This is a genomic window from Mycobacterium europaeum (assembly GCF_002102155.1).
In the GTDB taxonomy this organism is placed as follows: domain Bacteria; phylum Actinomycetota; class Actinomycetes; order Mycobacteriales; family Mycobacteriaceae; genus Mycobacterium; species Mycobacterium europaeum.
In genome coordinates this window covers 20,198-38,178 of the sequence record NZ_LQOU01000011.1, presented here as the reverse complement: position 1 = coordinate 38,178, position 17,981 = coordinate 20,198, and the positions used below count along the sequence as shown (strand labels likewise).

15 protein-coding genes and 2 riboswitches are annotated in these 17,981 nt (G+C 68.9%); of the genes, 12 read left to right on the top strand and 3 right to left on the bottom strand.

All coding sequences use genetic code 11. From position 1 onward, the window contains the following. Positions 1–37: 37 nt before the first annotated feature. Positions 38–1,963: a vitamin B12 ABC transporter pemease/ATP-binding protein BacA gene (locus tag AWC03_RS05750; protein WP_085239567.1), complete on the bottom strand. Its 1,926-nt coding sequence runs from the start codon at positions 1,961–1,963 to the stop codon at positions 38–40. A 93-nt stretch (positions 1,964–2,056) separates the two neighbouring features. On the opposite strand from AWC03_RS05750, the gene AWC03_RS05745 reads away from it, so the two are divergent. The 12 genes from AWC03_RS05745 (at position 2,057) to gcvP (ending at position 15,665) form a co-directional block, all read left to right on the top strand. Further along, on the top strand, positions 2,057–3,700 hold the full coding sequence (locus AWC03_RS05745) for an acetolactate synthase (protein WP_085239566.1): 1,644 nt from the start codon (positions 2,057–2,059) through the stop codon (positions 3,698–3,700). A gap of 52 nt (positions 3,701–3,752) precedes the next feature. Then, the gene (secA2, locus tag AWC03_RS05740) at positions 3,753–6,101 is read left to right on the top strand and encodes an accessory Sec system translocase SecA2 (protein ID WP_085239565.1); all 2,349 of its coding nucleotides are present in this window, start codon (positions 3,753–3,755) and stop codon (positions 6,099–6,101) included. Positions 6,102–6,252: 151 nt separating this feature from the next. After that, positions 6,253–6,882 (top strand): CDP-alcohol phosphatidyltransferase family protein, encoded by a 630-nt coding sequence (locus AWC03_RS05735; protein ID WP_085239564.1) that lies wholly within the window; start codon positions 6,253–6,255, stop codon positions 6,880–6,882. Beyond that, on the top strand, positions 6,875–7,801 hold the full coding sequence (locus tag AWC03_RS05730; protein WP_085239563.1) for a DUF881 domain-containing protein: 927 nt from the start codon (positions 6,875–6,877) through the stop codon (positions 7,799–7,801). Before AWC03_RS05735 ends, AWC03_RS05730 begins: the two co-directional genes overlap by 8 nt. Before the next feature lie 49 nt (positions 7,802–7,850). Next, a complete protein-coding gene (locus AWC03_RS05725; protein WP_007170008.1) occupies positions 7,851–8,183 on the top strand; it encodes a small basic family protein in 333 nt (110 codons plus the stop codon). Positions 8,184–8,282: 99 nt separating this feature from the next. Then, positions 8,283–9,122, top strand: coding sequence for a DUF881 domain-containing protein (locus AWC03_RS05720; protein WP_085239562.1), 840 nt, complete (start codon positions 8,283–8,285; stop codon positions 9,120–9,122). 28 nt (positions 9,123–9,150) lie between these two features. After that, the gene (gene gcvH / locus AWC03_RS05715) at positions 9,151–9,549 is read left to right on the top strand and encodes a glycine cleavage system protein GcvH (RefSeq protein WP_085239561.1); all 399 of its coding nucleotides are present in this window, start codon (positions 9,151–9,153) and stop codon (positions 9,547–9,549) included. A gap of 262 nt (positions 9,550–9,811) precedes the next feature. After that, positions 9,812–10,273, top strand: a complete 462-nt coding sequence (gene garA / locus AWC03_RS05710) for a glycogen accumulation regulator GarA (RefSeq protein WP_276038948.1) — start codon at positions 9,812–9,814, stop codon at positions 10,271–10,273. Next, complete coding sequence (gene ftsR, locus AWC03_RS05705) at positions 10,273–11,031, top strand: transcriptional regulator FtsR (RefSeq protein ID WP_085239560.1); 759 nt, start codon at positions 10,273–10,275, stop codon at positions 11,029–11,031. The genes garA and ftsR overlap by 1 nt, the downstream gene beginning before the upstream one ends. A gap of 105 nt (positions 11,032–11,136) precedes the next feature. Then, complete coding sequence (locus AWC03_RS05700; protein WP_007170013.1) at positions 11,137–11,631, top strand: bifunctional nuclease family protein; 495 nt, start codon at positions 11,137–11,139, stop codon at positions 11,629–11,631. Positions 11,632–11,913: 282 nt separating this feature from the next. Then, positions 11,914–12,519 (top strand): MerR family transcriptional regulator, encoded by a 606-nt coding sequence (locus AWC03_RS05695; protein WP_085239559.1) that lies wholly within the window; start codon positions 11,914–11,916, stop codon positions 12,517–12,519. Positions 12,520–12,560: 41 nt separating this feature from the next. Further along, positions 12,561–12,658, top strand: a riboswitch (glycine riboswitch). A 2-nt stretch (positions 12,659–12,660) separates the two neighbouring features. Beyond that, positions 12,661–12,785: riboswitch (glycine riboswitch) on the top strand. 42 nt (positions 12,786–12,827) lie between these two features. Further along, positions 12,828–15,665 (top strand): aminomethyl-transferring glycine dehydrogenase, encoded by a 2,838-nt coding sequence (gene gcvP / locus AWC03_RS05690; protein ID WP_085239558.1) that lies wholly within the window; start codon positions 12,828–12,830, stop codon positions 15,663–15,665. Positions 15,666–15,680: 15 nt separating this feature from the next. On the opposite strand, the gene AWC03_RS05685 is transcribed toward gcvP, so the two are convergent. Both AWC03_RS05685 and kasB read right to left on the bottom strand, forming a co-directional pair. Then, positions 15,681–16,553 (bottom strand): haloalkane dehalogenase, encoded by an 873-nt coding sequence (locus AWC03_RS05685; RefSeq protein WP_085239557.1) that lies wholly within the window; start codon positions 16,551–16,553, stop codon positions 15,681–15,683. A 65-nt stretch (positions 16,554–16,618) separates the two neighbouring features. Next, positions 16,619–17,872, bottom strand: a complete 1,254-nt coding sequence (gene kasB, locus AWC03_RS05680) for a 3-oxoacyl-ACP synthase KasB (RefSeq protein WP_085239556.1) — start codon at positions 17,870–17,872, stop codon at positions 16,619–16,621. Positions 17,873–17,981: the final 109 nt, after the last annotated feature.

Below are 17,981 nucleotides of genomic sequence, written 5' to 3'. Positions count from 1 at the left end.
TACGACCGGGCGCCGGAGCGCACGCGGCCCAAAAGCGTTAAACCCGAGCGGGTTCCTTCTTCTCCTCCACGGGGCCCAGCCGCCACGGGCCGCCACCGAGCAGTTGCAGCTCTTGCTCGTGGTGCTGCTCGACGGTGGGCCGATGGCTGACGCTGACCACCACGCAGTCGGGCAGCTCGGTCCGCAGGAGTTGGTACAGCGCGAACTCCAGGCCCTCGTCCAGCGCCGAGGTGGCCTCGTCGAGGAATACCGCCTTGGGTTTGGTCAGCAGGATGCGCGCGAAGGCGACACGCTGCTGCTCCCCGGGGGAAAGCACCTTGGCCCAATCCCGCTCTTCGTCGAGCCGGTCGAGCAGTGGCGCCAGGGCCACTTTGGTGACTGCCTCCCGCAGTTCGGCATCGGAGACGTCATCCGGGGAGTTCGGGTAGCAGACCACGGTGCGCAGGCTGCCCAATGGCACGTATGGCAACTGCGACAGGAACATCGTCGCGTTGTCGCCGTCGGGGCGGCACAGGGTGCCGGAGGCGTACGGCCACAACTCCGCCAGGCTGCGCAGCAGCGTGGTCTTACCGGCCCCGGAGCGACCGGTGATCACCAGCGAATCCCCCTCGGCGAGTTGGACATCGAGCGGGTCGATCAGGCGGTCGCCGGCCGGCGTGCGCACCTCGAGGTCGCGAAGCTCGACGGCGGTCTCTTCGCTCGGCTTGACCAGGATGGTCGGCAGCGCGCGCCCCTTCTCGTTGGCGTCGACCAGGCCGTGCAACCGGATGATCGATGCCCGGAAGGCGGCGAAGGCGTCGTAGTTGTTGCGGAAGAACGACAGCGAATCCTGAATATTGCCGAAGGCCGTCGCGCTCTGACCCACATCGCCGAAGTCGATCCGGCCGGCGAACAGACGCGGCGCCTGGATCACCCACGGCAACGGCACGATTGCCTGCGAGACCGACCAGTTCCAGCCGTTGAAGATGATGGTCCGACGCACGAATTTGCGGTAGTTGTCGATGATCGGGGTGAAGCGCCGCCACAGCTGGTTCCGCTCGACGCGCTCACCGCGGTAGAAGCCCACCGCCTCCGCGGCGTCGCGCAATCGCACCAGCGCATACCGGAATGCGGCGTTGAGCCTCTCGTTGTCGAAGCTGAGTCGAATCAGGGGATGGCCCAACCAGATCGCCACCACCGTGGCGACCAGCACGTAAACCAGCACGGTCCAGAACATCGCGCGGGGCAGGTCAACGCCGAGCACGGTCAGATTTCCGGACAGGTTCCACAGGATCGCCGCAAAGGAAATCACCGAGGCCACGGCGTTGACCGCACCGAACAGCAAGGTGCTGCCGGTGCCGTTGGACGGGATGTTCGGGGTGCCGCCCGCATTGGCGGTGAAGATGTCGATGTCCTGCTGGATGCGCTGGTCGGGGTTGTCGATGGTGTGGTCGATGAACAGGTCGCGGTAGTAGGCCCGCCCGGCGAGCCAGTCATCGGTGAGATTCGCCGTCAGCCACATGCGCCAGGCGATGATGAACCGCTGGGTCAAGTAGATGTCGATCATGAACCGGATCACGTACAAGACCGCCAGCACGCTGAAAATCGCGATCGACATCCAGAAGCCATGAATCCCAGACTGTTTGACCGCGTCGTCGTCGGCCGCGAGACCCTGCACCGCCTTCTGCACCGCCGTGTACAGGTCGTTGCCCTGATAGCTGAGCAACACCATCAGCCGCACTGACAGCAGCACCGACAGCAACAGCACGCCCAGCATCAGCCACACCCGCACGCTGCGGGCGCCGACGAAGTACCCGCGGGTGATCCGCCAGAACTGCCGGCCCCACGGCGTGAGATACCGGAAGGCGACCAGCACGACGAAGAGCACCACCGCGCTGATCAGCCACGCGACGGCCACCCACCGCAAAGAATCGATGGGGGCCGTCGACCAGTCGATCGAGGGCTTGAACGGCTTCGGGCCCATGGTCGCTGTCTCCTCACGGTCGCGCTGGTGGACTCTGCTGGAACTTGAAATCCTCCGGCGAAGGTACCCGAAGGATCTGGATAGGCTGCGGTTATGAGCACCGACGCCATCCCCACACAAACATTGCACGCGGGCCGGCTCGTCGCGCGACGCCTGCGGGCCAGCGGTGTCGACACCGTCTTCACCTTGTCCGGCGGTCACCTGTTCTCCGTCTACGACGGCTGCCGAGAGGAGGGCATCCGGCTGATCGACACCCGCCATGAGCAGACCGCGGCCTTCGCCGCCGAAGGCTGGTCGAAAGTGACGCGGGTGCCCGGCGTCGCCGCGCTCACCGCGGGACCGGGCGTCACCAACGGGATGAGCGCGATGGCGGCCGCGCAGCAGAACCTGTCGCCCCTCGTCGTGCTGGGCGGGCGGGCGCCCGCGGGGCGGTGGGGCATGGGCTCGCTGCAGGAGATCGACCACGTGCCGTTCGTGGCGCCGCTGACCCGCTTCGCCGCCACGGCGCAGTCGGCCGAGGACGCGGGACGGCTGGTCGACGAGGCGCTGCGGGCGGCGGTCGGCGCCCCGTCGGGCGTCGGCTTCGTCGACTTCCCCATGGACCACGTGTTTTCAATGTCCGAGGATCACGGCCGCCCCGGCGCCCTCGCCGACCTGCCGCCGGGGCCGACTCCCGACGGTGACGCGCTGGGCCGCGCCGCCGGCCTGCTGTCCGGGGCGAAGCGGCCGGTCATCATGGCGGGCACCAACGTCTGGTGGGGACACGGGGAGGCGGCCCTGCTACGCCTTGCCGAGGAACTGCAGATCCCGGTGCTGATGAACGGAATGGCCCGTGGCGCGGTGCCCGCCGATCACCCGCTGGCGTTCTCCCGGGTGCGCGGAAAAGCGTTGGGCGAGGCCGATGTTGCGCTGATCGTCGGGGTGCCCATGGATTTCCGGCTCGGCTTCGGCGCGGTGTTCGGCGCGCAGACCCGGCTCATCGTCGCGGATCGCAGCGCACCGCAGCGCAATCATCCCCGCCCTGTCGAAGCCGAGCTCTACGGCGACCTGTTGTCGACACTTGCGGCGCTGGCCGCCGGGGGCGGCACCGACCACCGGGACTGGATCGACGAACTGCGGACGGCCGAGACCGCGGCGCGCGGCAAGGAGAAGGCCGAGCTCGCCGACGACCGCATCCCGCTGCACCCCATGCGGGTGTATGCCGAGCTCGCCCCGATGCTGGACCGCGACGCCATCGTCGTCATCGACGGCGGTGATTTCGGGTCCTACGCCGGCCGGGTGATCGACAGCTACCTGCCCGGCTGCTGGCTGGACAGCGGCCCCTTCGGCTGCCTCGGCTCGGGCCCCGGCTACGCCCTGGCCGCCAAGCTGGCCCGGCCCGAGCGCCAGGTGGTCCTGTTGCAGGGCGACGGCGCGTTCGGCTTCAGCGGCATGGAATGGGACACCCTGGTACGCCACCGCGTGCCCGTCGTCTCTGTGATCGGCAACAACGGGATCTGGGGGCTCGAGAAGCACCCCATGGAGGCCTTGTACGGCTATTCGGTGGTGGCCGAACTGCGCCCGGGAACACGCTACGACGAGGTGGTGCGCGCCCTCGGTGGCCACGGCGAGCTGGTCTCCGCGCCGGCCGGGCTGCGGCCCGCGCTGGAACGGGCCTTTGCCAGCGGCCTGCCCGCCGTCGTCAACGTGCTCACCGACCCCGATGTGGCCTATCCCCGGCGCTCCAACCTCGCGTGAACCGCGTGTCGCGGGCGGACCCGCGGGCTGGCGGGTCGCGTACCGTTGACCTGTGTCAAAGACCCCCCGCCCGCAGCCCGGCCGTCTGAGCAGCCGTTTTTGGCGACTGCTCGGCGCCAGCACCGAGAAGAACCGCAGCCGGTCCCTCGCCCAGGTCACCGACTCGTCGGAATACGACGAGGAAGCCGCCGGCCTCACCGACGAGCAGCTACGCAAGGCCGCCGGGCTGCTCAAACTCGACGACCTCGCCGAGTCCGAGGACATCCCGCAGTTCCTCGCCATCGCCAGGGAGGCGGCCGAAAGATCGACGACCCTACGTCCGTTTGACGTGCAGCTGCTCGGGGCGCTGCGCATGCTCGCCGGCGACGTCATCGAAATGGCCACCGGTGAGGGCAAGACCCTCTCCGGGGCGATCGCCGCGGCCGGGTACGCCCTGGCCGGGCGGCATGTCCACGTGGTGACCATCAACGACTACCTGGCCCGCCGTGACGCGGAGTGGATGGGCCCCCTCATCGAGGCGATGGGGTTGACGGTCGGCTGGATCACCGCCGAGTCGACGAGCGAGGAGCGCCGCGCGGCCTACGGCTGCGACGTCACCTACGCCTCGGTCAACGAAATCGGCTTCGACGTGCTGCGCGACCAGCTCGTGGTCGACGTCGACGACCTGGTGTCGCCCAACCCCGACGTGGCCCTGATCGACGAGGCCGACTCGGTGCTGGTCGACGAGGCGCTGGTGCCGTTGGTGCTGGCGGGCACGACGCACCGCGAGACGCCGCGGCTGGAGATCATCAAGCTGGTCGGTGAGCTGTCCCCGGAGACCGATTACGACACCGACTCCGACAGCCGCAACGTCCATCTCACCGACGTCGGGGCCCGCAAAGTGGAGAAGGCGCTCGGCGGCATCGACCTCTACTCCGAGGAGCACGTCGGCACGACCCTGACCGAGGTGAACGTCGCCCTGCACGCGCACGTGCTGTTGCAACGCGACGTGCACTACATCGTCCGCGACGACGCCGTGCACCTGATCAATGCCGCGCGCGGCCGCATCGCGCAGCTGCAACGCTGGCCGGACGGCCTCCAGGCCGCCGTCGAGGCGAAGGAGGGGATCGAGACCACCGAAACCGGCGAGGTGCTCGACACCATCACGGTGCAGGCGCTGATCAACCGCTATCAGACCGTCTGCGGAATGACCGGAACGGCGCTGGCGGCCGGGGAGCAGCTGCGCCAGTTCTACAAGCTGGGCGTGTCACCAATTCCCCCGAACGAACCCAACATTCGCGAGGACGAGTCCGACCGCGTCTACATCACCGACGCCGCCAAGAACGACGCGATCGTCGCGCACATCGCCGAGGTGCACGCGACCGGGCAGCCGGTGCTGGTCGGCACCCGCGACGTGGCCGAATCGGAGGAACTGCACGAGCGGCTGCTGCGCCGCGGCGTGCCCGCGGTGGTGCTCAACGCCAAGAACGACGCCGAGGAGGCGGAGGTCATCGCCGAGGCCGGCAAGTTCGGGGTGGTCACCGTGTCGACACAGATGGCGGGACGGGGCACCGACATTCGGCTCGGGGGCTCCGACGAAGCCGACCACGACAGGGTCGCCGAACTCGGCGGGCTGCACGTGGTGGGCACCGGCCGGCACCACACCGAGCGACTGGACAACCAGCTGCGCGGGCGCGCCGGGCGCCAGGGCGACCCGGGCTCGTCGGTGTTCTTCTCGAGTTGGGAAGACGACGTCGTGGCGGCCAACCTCGACCACAACAAGCTGCCCATGGAAACCGACGACGACGGGCGGATCGTCAGCCCCAAGGCGGCCGGGCTGCTCGACCACGCCCAGCGCGTCGCCGAGGGCCGGATGCTCGACGTGCACGCCAACACCTGGCGCTACAACCAGCTCATCGCCCAGCAGCGCGCCATCATCGTCGATCGGCGAAACACGTTGCTGCGCACGCCAACCGCGCGCGAGGAGCTCGCGGAGCTGGCGCCCAAGCGGTACAAGGAGCTGGCCGAGGTGGGGGCACCTCCCGCTCGCGGGGGAATCCCCGAGGATCGGCTGGAGACCATCTGCCGGCAGATCATGCTCTATCACCTGGACCGCGGCTGGGCCGATCACCTGGCATACCTGGCCGACATCCGGGAAAGCATCCACCTGCGGGCGCTGGGCCGGCAGAACCCGCTGGACGAGTTCCACCGGTTGGCCGTCGACGCGTTCGCGTCGCTGGCCGCGGACGCCATCGAGGCCGCGCAGCAGACCTTCGAGACCGCCAACGTCCTGGAAGAGGAACAGGGGCTGGACCTTTCCAAGCTGGCCCGGCCGACGTCGACGTGGACCTACATGGTCAACGACAACCCGCTGTCGGATGACACGCTGTCGACCCTGAGCCTGCCCGGGGTCTTCCGCTAGGTCGCGCGCGGACCACCGAGTGTGCGCCCAGCCGCCCAGTCGGCATTCACTGAGCCCATTGCCCGACTCGCCCCTCGCCGCCATGCGGCTGGGGGTGCCCACCGCGGTCCGCGCTGCGGACCGCATCGTCGTCGGGCTAAGGTCACGGCTTATGGAGCCGGCGCTTCCGCCCAGCCGGGTGCTGACGGTGCCCAACGCGCTGAGCGCCATTCGCCTGGTGCTCATCGGCGTGTTCGCCTACGCCCTGCTGGTCGCGCACGCCAACGGCTGGGCGGTCGGGATCTTGATGTTCAGCGGTGCGTCCGACTGGGCCGACGGCAAGATCGCCCGGCTGCTCGACCAGTCGTCGCGGCTGGGTGTCCTGCTCGACCCGGCGGTCGACCGCCTGTACATGGTCGGCGTTCCCGTCGTGATGGCGTGGAGCGGGATCGTGCCGTGGTGGTTCGTCGCCATCCTGCTGGCGCGTGACGGGCTGCTGGCCGCGACGCTGCCGCTGGTGTGGAGCCGCGGGCTGTCCGCGCTGCCGGTGACCTACATCGGGAAGGCCGCCACGTTCGCGTTGATGTCCGGCTTTCCGCTGGTGCTGCTCGGCACCTGGGACGCGCTGTGGAGCCGGGTCGTCGGCGCCTGCGGCTGGGCGTTCCTGATCTGGGGCTTGTACGCCTACCTCTGGTCGTTCGCGCTGTACGCCGTCCAGATGACGTTGGTCGTGCGGCGGATGCCGCGGCTCAGACATGGCACTCGCCCGCCCGCGGCGTCCAAGGCGGTCGGAAATGGCTGACGGCGACCGCCTGCTCGGCGGCTACGACCCGAACGCCGGCCGCAGCGCCCATGTGGCCGCGCGGCCGAAGCTGATCCCGGTGCCCTCACTGTTGCGTGCCCTGCTGTCCGAGCACCTGGATCCCGGTTACGCCGCCGCCGCTGCCAGGCGCAGCGACGCCGCCGGCGCCGGCGGGGGGCACGAACGCGCAGCGAGCTGGCTCTGGCAGGCATTGGCGGCGCTGCTGATCGCCACGGTCTTCGCCGCGGCGGTCGCCCAGGCCCGCTCGGTCGCCCCCGGCGTGCGCTCCGCGCAGCAGCTGCTGCTGGGCAATGTGCGTTCGACCGAGAACTCGGCGACCAAGCTCGCCCAGCGGCGCAGCGAGCTGTCTGCACGGGTGGACGACGTGCAGCGCCGCGCGCTGGCCGACGACGCCGAAGGGCAGCGGCTGTTGGCGCGCCTCGACGCGCTGGGTCTGGCGGCGGCCAGCACGGCGGTGATCGGCCCCGGACTGAAGGTGACCGTGACCGACCCGGGCGCCGGCCCGAACCTTTCCGACGTGTCCAAACAGCGAATCAGCGGCAGCCGGCAGATCATCCTGGACCGGGATCTGCAGCTGGTCGTCAACTCGTTGTGGGCCAGCGGCGCCGAGGCGATTTCGGTCGGCGGCGTCCGCATCGGGCCCGACGCGACCATCCGGCAGGCAGGCGGGGCGATCCTCGTCGACAACAACCCCACCAACAGCCCGTACACGATCCTGGCGGTGGGACCGCCGCGGGCGATGCGGGACGTCTTCGACCAAAGCTCCGGCCGGCAGCGGCTCAGGCTGCTCGAGGCCTCCTATGGCGTCGTCGTCACCGTCGACGCCGCCGACGGACTGACGCTTCCCGCCGGATCGATCCGCGACACCAAGTTCGCCAAACAGATTGGGCCACAGTGAGAGAAGTCCTCGGCAGACAGCACCCCCTGTGCGAGTCGGGACATCGAGCATGATCGGCATCGCGGCGCTGGCGATCGGCATCGTGCTCGGCCTGGTTTTCCACCCCGCCGTGCCCGAGGTCGTCCAGCCCTACCTGCCCATCGCGGTGGTCGCGGCGCTCGACGCGGTGTTCGGCGGGTTGCGCGCCTACCTGGAGCGGATCTTCGACCCGAAAGTCTTCGTGATCTCGTTCGTGTTCAACGTTTTCGTGGCGGCCCTGATCGTGTATGTCGGCGACCAACTGGGTGTGGGCACGCAGTTGTCCACGGCCATCATCGTCGTGTTGGGAATCCGCATCTTCGGCAACGCCGCCGCGCTGCGGCGCCGGCTGTTCGGGGCGTGATGCGCAGGCGACGATGCAGTGGGGGCACCCCCAGCCGCGAAGCGGCGAGGGGGACGGAGAGATGAAGAGGAGCGGCGTGATGACTGCGGTGAGGCCGGCGTGAGCCAGGACCCGGCAGACGGCGCCGCCGAAAGCCGTGAAGCAGCGGGCCGCGCGCAGCACGGCCGCCACGAACTGCCGACGAAAAGCCCCCGCCCGGAGATCGGGCCGGTGCACCGCACCGGGTTGTCCGGCCTGGTCCGCGGTGGTCGTTCCCGGATGGCATTCGGGACGTTGGCGGTGCTGTTGTGTCTGCTGTTGGGCATCGCCATCGTCACGCAGGTCCGCCAGAACGAGTCGGGCGATTCGCTGGACACGGCGCGCCCGGCGGACTTGCTGGTGTTGCTGGATTCGCTGCGGCAGCGGGAGGCCACCCTCAACGCCGAGGTGAGCGAATTGCAGAACACGCTGAATTCGCTGCAGGCGTCCGGTAACAACGACCAGGCCGCCATCGCGGCCGCACAGGCCAGGCTGGCGGCGCTGTCCATCCTGGCCGGCGCGGTCGGAGCCACCGGGCCGGGCGTCATCGTCACGATCGACGATCCCGGGCCCGGAGTGGCGCCGGAGGTCATGCTCGACGTCATCAACGAACTGCGCGCCGCCGGCGCGGAGGCCATCGAGATCAACGACGCACACCAGTCGGTGCGGGTAGGTGTCGATACCTGGGTAGTGGGTACCCCTGGCTCGCTGACCGTCGACAACAAGACGCTGACGCCGCCGTATTCAATTCTGGCGATTGGCGATCCGCCCACCCTGGCCGCGGCGATGAACATACCGGGCGGCGCCGAGGACAGCGTCAAGCGTGTCGGGGCGCGGATGTCCGTCCGGCAGGCCGACCGGGTGGACGTGACCACCTTGCGACAACCAAAACCGCACCAATACGCTCAGCCCGTCAAGTGAGCAATTCGCCAACAGAACAGGACCACTCGTGAGCGACATCCCACCCGATCTGCACTACACCGCCGAACACGAGTGGGTTCGCCGAAGCGCTGAGGACACCGCGCGGGTCGGCATCACCGACTTCGCCCAGTCGGCGCTCGGCGATGTCGTCTTCGTTCAGCTGCCCGAGGTCGGCACCGAACTGACCGCGGGCGAATCGTTCGGCGAGGTGGAGTCGACAAAATCGGTGTCGGATCTGTACGCCCCGGTGTCGGGCACGGTATCGGCGGTGAACGCTGACCTGGAGGGCAGTCCGCAGCTGGTGAACTCCGACCCGTACGGGGCGGGCTGGCTGGTCGAGGTGCGGACGGCCGACACCGCCGCGTTGGAGTCGGCCATCTCGTCGCTGCTCGACGCGGAGGCCTACCGCGGAACGCTGACCGAATGACGGTTGCTAAGGTGCCTGCCAGCCCTGCGCGGCGACGCGAGCGGCGCGGCAGGCCGGCGGGGGAAAGGCGGGAGATCGGCCTTTCGATCGTCGGGTGGGGGGCACATTGCAGACCTATGCGCGGTACCGTCGACACATCGACACTTGAAGGCCCCGGTCGCGGTAATCGGCAGTACCGGGCGAAGAAACCTAGTGAGCAGCCGGCCGAGCGGCCCGGTCAGACAACGCCACAGCGGCCAGTGAGGAGCAGCGCGTGACGGACATGGACAACGACCAGACCTCTGACGAAGTCACGGTGGAGACGACCTCCGTCTTCCGTGCCGACTTCCTCAACGAACTGGATGCCCCGGCGCAGGCCGGCACCGAGAGTGCGGTATCCGGGGTGGAGGGCCTCCCGGCCGGCTCGGCGCTATTGGTCGTCAAGCGGGGGCCGAACGCGGGGTCGCGCTTCCTGCTCGACCAGCCGATCACGTCGGCCGGTCGGCATCCGGACAGCGACATTTTCCTCGACGACGTCACGGTCAGCCGCCGCCACGCCGAATTCAGGTTGGAAAACAACGAATTCAACGTGGTGGATGTCGGTAGCCTTAACGGCACCTACGTCAACCGGGAGCCCGTGGACTCGGCGGTGCTCGCCAACGGCGACGAGGTGCAGATCGGCAAGTTCCGCTTGGTGTTTTTGACCGGGCCCAAGCAGGGTGAGGACGGAGGATCCGGAGGCTAGTGAGCGCGCCCGATAGCCCGGCGCTGGCCGGGATGTCGATCGGGACGGTCCTGGAGATGTTGAGGCCGGACTTTCCCGATGTCACGATCTCCAAGATTCGCTTCTTGGAGGCCGAGGGACTGGTGACGCCACAGCGTGCCGCGTCGGGCTATCGGAGATTCACCGCATACGACTGCGCCCGGTTGCGTTTCATCCTGACCGCGCAGCGCGACCACTACCTACCGCTCAAGGTCATCCGGGCACAGTTGGACGCCCAGCCCGACGGCGAGTTGCCGCCGTTCGGCTCGCCCTACTCCGCGCCGCGCCTGGTGTCCGTGGCGGGAGTCGGGGAGGCCGGTGCCGGGGGCCCGGAGCCCGGATCCGACACGGCCGCGGTGGCGCCGTCGAGCATTCGCCTGAGTCGTGAAGACCTGCTCGAGCGCTCCGGGGTCGACGACGACCTGTTGACGGCGCTGCTGAAGGCGGGGGTGATCACCACCGGCCCGGGCGGCTTATTCGACGAACACGCCGTCGTCATCCTGCAGTGCGCGCGTGCGCTTTCCGAATACGGTGTGGAGCCGCGGCATCTTCGCGCTTTCCGCTCGGCGGCGGATCGGCAATCGGACCTGATCGCCCAAATCGCCGGGCCGCTAATCAAAGCCGACAAGGCCGGCGCCCGCGACCGCGCCGACGACCTGGCCCGCGAGGTGGCGGCCCTGGCCATCACGTTGCACACGTCGCTGATCAAATCCGCCGTTCGCGACGTTCTTCATCGCTGAGGACTAGACTTCGTCGATAGCTTGGTCTTCGGCGGCACAGCGGTAATTCGGCGTCGTCGTCGCGCCAAGAACCGACACGGCAGCACATGCGGAGGGCAGACACAAATGGGTGAAGTTCGTGTTGTCGGCATTCGCGTGGAGCAGCCGCAGAACCAGCCGGTCCTGTTACTGCGCGAGACCGACGGCGACCGGTACCTGCCGATCTGGATCGGCCAATCGGAGGCTGCCGCCATCGCGCTCGAGCAGCAGGGGGTCGAGCCGCCCCGCCCGCTGACACACGACCTGATCAGGGATGTCATTGCCGCGCTTGGCCATTCGCTCAAGGAGGTGCGGATCGTCGACCTGCAAGAGGGCACGTTCTACGCCGACCTGGTCTTCGACCGCAACATCACCGTGTCCGCACGACCCTCGGATTCGGTGGCGATAGCGCTGCGCGTCGGTGTTCCGATCTACGTCGAGGAGGCCGTGCTGGCCCAGGCCGGCCTGCTCATCCCCGACGAGAGCGACGAGGAGGGCGGCACCGCTGTCCGCGAGGACGAGGTGGAGAAGTTCAAGGAGTTTCTCGACAGCGTGTCGCCCGACGATTTCAAGGCGACGTAGGCCATCTGTGGGCCGCGTGAGCGCGGTTTGGGCGCCCGCGGTGCGCGTACTACCCTGGGCATCGACATCACGGATCTGTTTCAACTAGCCCCGGGATGTCGACACGCCTGGCGGATAGCGCCCTCAGTTGGCCCGGCGGCGGCCATACTTTGATCACGACTTAAGGGCGCGGTGGCTATCGAAAAGCGTAAGCTCTCTAGCACTCGGGCCTGAGCAAACGTGGCTGCGACGCAGCCAGTGACGCAGCTGGAAACGAAAGCGCGATCGGCGAGAGGAAGCACCGTGGGCGAGCAGCCACGCCAAGAACAGCTGGACCTAGCTGACCACGCGACCGCCGCACCGGAAGCACCCGTGCAGCCCGGACTGTTTCCCGACGACTCGGTGCCCGACGAGCTGGTGGGATACCGGGGCCCGAGCGCTTGCCAGATCGCTGGAATCACCTACCGCCAGCTGGACTACTGGGCACGCACCTCGCTGGTCGTGCCGTCCATCCGCAGCGCGGCCGGCTCGGGCAGCCAGCGGCTGTACTCGTTCAAGGACATCCTGGTCCTCAAGATCGTCAAACGGCTGCTCGACACCGGGATCTCGCTGCACAACATCAGGGTCGCGGTCGATCATCTGCGCCAGCGCGGCGTGCAGGACCTGGCCAACATCACGTTGTTCTCCGACGGCACCACGGTGTACGAATGCACGTCGGCCGAAGAGGTCGTCGACCTTCTGCAGGGCGGGCAGGGCGTGTTCGGCATCGCCGTGTCCGGCGCCATGCGCGAGCTGACCGGCGTGATCGCCGACTTCCCCGGCGAGCGGGCCGACGGCGGCGAGTCGATCGCCGCGCCGGAGGACGAGCTGGCCTCCCGCCGCAAGCACCGCGACCGCAAGATCGGTTGAGCGCACCCACGCGATTCGGGCGGGTAAACTGGCTCACGCATCGCACTTGTGCGGGAGAGTTCCGTGGCGGCCAGTCACGGACGCCGAAGGAGCAACACCTCTCCGCCAACCTCTCAGGCACCCGGACCGCGCAGGTAAACGATGCCTCTGGAAAGCGGTGCTGACCCCTCGCGGTCCGCACCCGCCGATGGGGAAAGGCGCCCGAACACCAACGGGCGCCGAATCTCTCAGGCGCCCGGCGAACGGGTGAAGACAGAGGGAGGGGACCGCTAGTCCTCTGCCTCTGCCGCCACCTCAGGAGACCCGCCGTGCCGGACCACACAACCTTTGCAGCCCGCCACATCGGCCCGGACGCCCAGGCCGTCGCGGCCATGCTGGGCGTCATCGGGGTCGATTCGCTCGACCAGCTTGCCGCCAAGGCCGTACCCGCGGGCATCCTCGACAAGCTCACCGGCAGCGGCGCGGCGCCGGGCCTCGACGAGTTGCCGCCCGCCGTCACCGAATCGGAGGCGCTGGCGGAGTTGCGGGCGTTGGCCGAGGCCAACACGGTGGCCGTCTCCATGATCGGGCAGGGCTACTACGACACGCTCACCCCGCGGGTGCTGGTGCGCAACGTCCTGGAGAACCCGGCGTGGTACACCGCCTACACGCCGTATCAGCCCGAGATCAGCCAGGGCCGCCTGGAGGCGCTGCTGAACTTCCAGACGATGGTGGCCGACCTGACCGGGCTGGAGGTCGCCAACGCGTCGATGCTCGACGAGGGCACCGCGGCCGCCGAGGCCATGACGCTGATGCACCGCGCGACCCGTGGGACGTCGAACCGCCTCGCCGTCGACGCCGATCTGTTCGCCCAGACCGCGGCCGTGCTGGCCACCCGGGCGCGGCCGTTGGGCATCGAGATCGTCACCGTCGACCTGCGGGACGGCCTGCCCGACGGCGAGTTCTTCGGCGTCATCACCCAGCTGCCCGGCGCCAGCGGTCGGATCACGGACTGGTCGGCGTTGGTTTCGGCGGCCCACGAGCGGGGCGCGCTGGTCGCCATCGGCGCCGACCTGCTGGCGTTGACGCTGATCACACCGCCGGGGGAGATCGGCGCCGACGTCGCGTTCGGAACCACGCAACGATTCGGTGTGCCAATGGGATTCGGCGGCCCACACGCCGGATACCTGTCGGTGCACGCCAACCATGCCCGGCAACTGCCGGGCCGGCTGGTCGGCATGTCGATGGACACCGACGGGTCCCCGGCCTACCGGCTGGCACTGCAGACCCGTGAGCAGCACATCCGGCGGGACAAGGCGACCAGCAACATCTGCACCGCGCAGGTGCTGCTGGCGGTGATGGCCGCCATGTATGCCAGCTACCACGGCGCCGACGGACTGACCGCGATCGCCCGCCGCGTCCACGGACACGCCGAAACCGTCGCGGCAGGCCTGCGCGACGCGCTGGTGCACGACAAGTTCTTCGACACGGTGCTGGCCCGGGTGCCGGGACGCGCCGACGAGGTGGTGGCCGCCGCCAAGGCCGGCGGCGTCAACCTGTGGCGCGTCGACGCCGACCACGTCTCGGTGGCGTGCGACGAGGCCACCACCGACGCCCACGTTGCGGCGGTGCTGAAGGCCTTCGGCGTCAGGGCCGGCAAGCCGGCCGGCCTGGACATCGCGACCCGCACCTCGGCGTTCCTGACCCACCCCGCGTTCACGCAATACCGCACCGAAACGGCGATGATGCGCTACCTGCGGACGCTGGCGGACAAAGACATCGCCTTGGACCGCAGCATGATTCCGCTCGGTTCGTGCACGATGAAGCTCAACGCCGCCGCCGAGATGGAACCCATCACCTGGCCGGAGTTCGCCCGCCAGCATCCGTTCGCCCCGGCATCGGACACCCCGGGGCTGCGCCGGCTCATCAGCGACCTGGAGACCTGGCTGGTGCAGATCACCGGCTACGACGCCGTCTCGCTGCAACCCAACGCCGGCTCGCAGGGCGAATACGCCGGCCTGCTGGCCATCCACGACTACCACGCCAGCCGGGGTGAGCCGCACCGCAACATCTGCCTGATCCCGTCCAGCGCGCACGGCACCAACGCGGCGTCGGCGGCGCTGGCCGGCATGCGGGTGGTGGTGGTGCGTTGCCACGACGAGCCTGGCCGGGCCGGCGACGTCGACCTGGATGACCTGCGCGCCAAGGTCGCCCAGTACGGCGATGAGCTCTCCACGCTGATGATCACCTACCCGTCCACCCACGGCGTCTACGAGCACGACATCGCCGAGATCTGCGCGGCCGTCCACGACGCCGGCGGCCAGGTGTACGTCGATGGCGCCAACCTCAACGCGCTGGTCGGCCTGGCCCGGCCGGGGAAGTTCGGCGGCGATGTCAGCCACCTGAACCTGCACAAGACGTTCTGCATCCCGCACGGCGGCGGGGGGCCCGGGGTGGGACCGGTGGCCGTGCGTGCGCACCTGGCCCCGTTCCTGCCCGGCCACCCGCACGCCCCTGAATTGCCCCAGGGCCACCCGGTGTCGTCGGCGCCCTACGGGTCGGCTTCGATCCTGGCGATCAGCTGGGCCTACATCAGGATGATGGGCGCCGACGGCCTGCGCGCGGCGTCGCTGACCGCGATCGCGTCGGCCAACTACATCGCCCGCCGGCTCGACGAGTACTTCCCCGTGCTCTACACCGGGGAGAACGGCATGGTCGCCCACGAATGCATCCTGGACCTGCGGGCGATCACCAAGTCCACCGGTGTGACCGTCGACGACGTGGCAAAGCGGTTGGCCGACTACGGCTTTCACGCGCCCACGATGAGCTTCCCGGTGGCCGGCACGCTGATGGTGGAACCCACCGAGAGCGAGACCCTGACCGAGGTCGACGCCTTCTGCGAAGCGATGATCGCCATCCGCGGCGAGATCGACCGGGTCGGCGCGGGGGAGTGGCCCGTGGACGACAATCCGCTGCGGGGAGCGCCGCACACCGCCGAGTGCCTGCTGGTCGCCGACTGGCAGCACCCGTACACGCGCGAAGACGCCGCCTACCCGCTGGGCAAGAGCTTCCGGCCGAAGGTGTGGCCGCCGGTGCGGCGCATCGATGGCGCCTACGGCGACCGCAACCTGGTCTGCTCGTGCCCGCCGGTGGAGGCGTTCGCCTGAATCCCGCGCGGGCGGTCAGCCGAAGCGCTCGATGATCGCCATCGCGATCTGCTCCGGGGCATCCTCCTGGATGAAGTGCTTGGCGTTGGGCAATTCGACCACGACATGGTCCGGGAAGGCCGCGCGCATGCGCGGCAGGGTGGGGCCGGGCCGGAACGCGAAGTCCTTCATCCCCCAGACAAAGAGCGCGGGCTTGGCGCCGAGCCTGGCCGGCACTTCCCGAGCGAGCCGGGCCAGCAGGGGACCGGCGGCCAGGATCTGCTTGGGCATCTCCGCGACGCCCCTGCGGGCGTCGGCGCTGGGCTGGACCGCCCGGTAGTGCTGCATCACCGCATCGGTGGGGCGGTGCTGGGTGCCGGCCGGGATCAGGCGTTCGACGAAGAAGTTGTGGTGCAGGATCGCGTATTGCAGCGGGGGACTGGACATCACCCGGCTGAACATCCTGGTGGTGAATTCGTCCGCGGGCCAGAACCAGGTGTTGCCCAGGACGACACCGCGCACCCGGTCGGCGCGCTCCACCGCGACCGCCATGCTGATGGGACCGCCCCAGTCCTGCCCCATCGTCACAAAGCCGTCCAGACCTTCCCGTCGAGTGAGGTGGTCGACGAACTCACCCACCACTTGGGCGTGCTCGTCGACCTTGTAACCGAACCCCGCGGGCCGGTCCGAGAGTCCGAAGCCGAGGTAATCCGGTGCGATGCAACGGAAGCGGTCACGCAGCGCGATGACGATGTTGCGATACAGGAAGCTCCACGTCGGGTTGCCGTGGCACAGCAGGATCGGCGGGCCGTCACCTTCGTCGATGTAGTGCATGCGTCCTCGCGAGCTGTCGAACCAGCGCGACTGGAACGGATAGAGCGCGGGGTCGGGGGTGAAATCGATGCTCATGGCGCTCCTTCGGTAGCGTTCATGATGCTAGGCCCGGAGTGTGACGACAACGGGCCGCTGACGTTTCAGTACCTGCCGAAGGCCAGGGCGACGTTGTGCCCGCCGAACCCGAACGAATTGTTGATGGCGTACTGGTAGTTGCCCCGGCGCGGATTACCCGACACCACGTCCAGATCGATCTCCGGGTCGAGGTTTTCCAGGTTCAACGTCGGCGGAACGATCTGGTCGCGCAGCGCCAGCACGGTCAGGATCGACTCCACCGCGCCGACCGCGCCGACGGAGTGCCCGAGGGCCGATTTCGGCGCGTACACCGCCGGCTTGTTGGTGCCCAGCGCGTTGTTGATGGCCTTGCCCTCGGCCAGGTCACCGATCTGTGTTCCGGTGGCGTGCGCGTTGACGTGGTCGATGTCGCCGGGTGTGAGGCCCGCGAGCTGGATGGCGCGCGTCATCGCGTGCCCGGCCCGGTTCCCGCTCGGGTCCGGCGCCACCATGTGGTAGCCGTCGGAGGTCACGCCTGCGCCCATCAACCGGGCCAGGATGCGCGCCCCGCGAGCCTTGGCGTGTTCCTCGGTCTCGAGCACCATCAGCGCGCCGGCCTCGCCGAACACGAAACCGTCGCGGTCCTTGTCAAACGGGCGGCACGCGCCGGCCGGATTCGCGTTGTTCGTCGACATCACGATCCGCATGTTGGCGAAGGCGGCGATGGGCACGGCCTCGATCCGGGTCTCCACGCCACCGCAGATCGCGACGTCGGCCTCACCGAACACCATCGCCTGCCAGGCGCGTGCGATCGCCTCCGACCCGGACGCGCACGCGGACACCGGGGTCATCACGCCGGCCCTGGCGTGCCGTTCCAGCCCCACCGCCTGGGCGGCGGCGTCGGGCATGTACTTGCTGACGGCCAGCGGCGAGACCGCTTTGACGCCGCGGGCGCGCAGGGTGTCGCGGGTGAACACCAACTCCTCGCCGGAACCGAATCCGGTGCCGACGGACACCAGCAGGCGGTTGGGGTCGACCTCCGGGGAGCCGGCGTGGTCCCACGCCCGCCGGTTGACGATGGCCGACATTCTTGACAGGTACCCCGTCCGGCGCAGCTCGGCCGGGTTGAGCTCGCTGTCGAACTCCTCCAGCAGGTGCCCGCCGATGCGAACGGGCAGGTCGAACTCCTCTACGAACGGGTCATCGAGCTCGCGGATCCCGCTTTGGCAGTCGAGTAGCAATTTCCAGGTGGTCTCGGCGTCGGTGGCCAGTGCGGTGGTCATGGCGATCCCGGTGACGACCACGTCCGGAAGCCCTTGCCCAGTAATCAGATTCGTCATTTCGGTCGTGGATCATCCTTTCGCAGCGCCACCCCGGCCGTCTTCACGGACCCGCGCGCCATCGGGCGCCCTCAGGATCAACGGGAGGGCACTCAACTCCGGAACCTTC